The following is a 1835-nucleotide window of genomic DNA, read 5'->3' on the forward strand; positions in this document are numbered from 1 at the left end:
GCTAAACCCTGTGTTAAGTTTTGGTTGATACCTGATTGCGATCGCGCTCCTCTAAATAACGCGTTCGCATTTTCAAAAATTTTGTCTACAAAAGGCTAAAATCCGCTTCTGACAATAATTTCAGCCGTCTACACCCGAATTTTTGGGAGTGAAAAATTGTAGACGGTGTAGACGCTCTGTTGAGGAGGTACTGATGGGGTTAAAGTCATCTCCAGCAAAACTGGCAGTATTGTAGACTTGCTAGCTAATTCACCCCTAAAGCGCTGCTAGCAAGGTGTAGACGGACTGTAGGCAGACTGTAGACAATACTACGACCACTTCCAGCCGAGGCGATCGCCTTCTCCTTCCACTTGACCCACCCCCCGATCTGCTAGAGCTGCAAAGATGATTCTAATTTCATCTGGTTGCATCCCCTCAAACAGTCGGCTGGCTTGCAGCAGTATTCTGGCTTTCAAAACCTCCCCTGGATGCTGTTTACCCCAGTCAACGATAAATTGCTCGTATTCGTTGAGTTCTAATTGAGTGGGTGTCGCCTCACCACTTACCCCGCTCTTGACTGGGGCATCTGTCGCTGTACTCTGCCCCCAGTTGCTCAAGTCGAGTTCGCAAGGGGCATCATCGACCAGGAATCGCTTCTTGCCTCCAGCTTTTAGCCATTGCTCTAACTGCGGGTCTTTAAGTTTCGTCCTGGCGTAATCGCGCCCGAACTGCCCCAACCGCACCAGGACAAAGCAACTGTACAGAGTATCCTTGTCCCCCTGTAAGCCAAAGTTCTCAGCTGTATCATTCTGGGCTATAGCCAAAATAAACTGCTTGTATCGCCTTCCCCGCTTGGCGTGTTTCTTCAGCCAGGGTGCGGCGTTGTCGCATTCCTCAACCAAAATGGGGAATTCTTCCCCAATTAAAAAGCGATCGCGTCCGGCTATCGCCTTATCTCCCCCATCTCCGCGAAGTTCTACGAGCTCTTCTAAATTAGTCAAGTCGTTGTCCATCGCGGTGTTGATGGCTTTGAAGTCGCCCTTGCGCCCGATTACGTCCTTTTGGTCGAGCCAGTTCCAATCTTCTGGCTTTGCGTCAGAGTCGTAGACAATCACCCTGCCGCCAATCTTGAAGGAGAGGAACTGAGTAAAAGTTGACTTACCATCGCCAGTACCACCAATCAAAGCAACGTGTTTCTGCTTTTTTTGGATGTATTCAACTGGGTCGGTAATCAAGTTTTCTGGTTGCCAGTTGGCATCTACTGCGCCAACAGTGAGGGCTAGCTGTGCTGTTGGCTGAGTTCGCAGTCTTGTCCAGGCTTGGAAGTTCAGCCGCGAGGCGTGGTCGATGTCGCCTAGCGATACTTGCAGTAGCTTGGCTGTGTGGCGCTGTCGCCGTCCTACTTCTAACGTGCCGACAGAGAACCCCACTATCCACAGTTTTTGCGAACCGACTTTAGAAGCACCCAAGGACAGTAAACCGACGCTGATAATTAAACTACCCCAAAATGACCACTTGGCACAGGTGTACATCTGCAAGTGTTGGTGGAGTTGGGAGGGGTGTAATTCGCTCATAGACCCAGTAACACCCCCAAGAGAATTAAGCCAACACGGATTAACAAAATGGCTTTGATTTGGGGTATCGCTTGGTATAGGTAACAAGTCCAAGCTCCCGCGATGATTAATACTCCCAGTACTGCCAACCGAATAAAACCGGGAATGGGTAGAATGACCCAGCAGCTACTTAGTAAACAGGGAATGGATACACAGGCGACTGTATCTAGTGCCAAATCTGGGAGATTATCCGGCAGAGCTAGAGCATCTGCCCAGCCTTGCTTAAATTGCTCTACTTTTGAC

Annotated in this window: 2 protein-coding genes; both read right to left on the reverse strand. The window is 49.5% G+C overall.

All coding sequences use genetic code 11. The annotated features are described in order from the left end of the window. Nucleotides 1-308: 308 nt before the first annotated feature. A complete protein-coding gene (locus I8752_RS30240; protein ID WP_214435884.1) occupies nucleotides 309-1553 on the reverse strand; it encodes a P-loop NTPase family protein in 1245 nt (414 codons plus the stop codon). Continuing rightward, a partial coding sequence (locus tag I8752_RS30245) for a hypothetical protein (RefSeq protein ID WP_214435885.1) occupies nucleotides 1550-1835 on the reverse strand: 286 nt, incomplete at its 5' end. The genes I8752_RS30240 and I8752_RS30245, both read right to left, overlap by 4 nt.

Origin of the sequence: Dendronalium phyllosphericum CENA369 (assembly GCF_016056275.1) — a bacterium.
GTDB lineage: Bacteria > Cyanobacteriota > Cyanobacteriia > Cyanobacteriales > Nostocaceae > Dendronalium > Dendronalium phyllosphericum.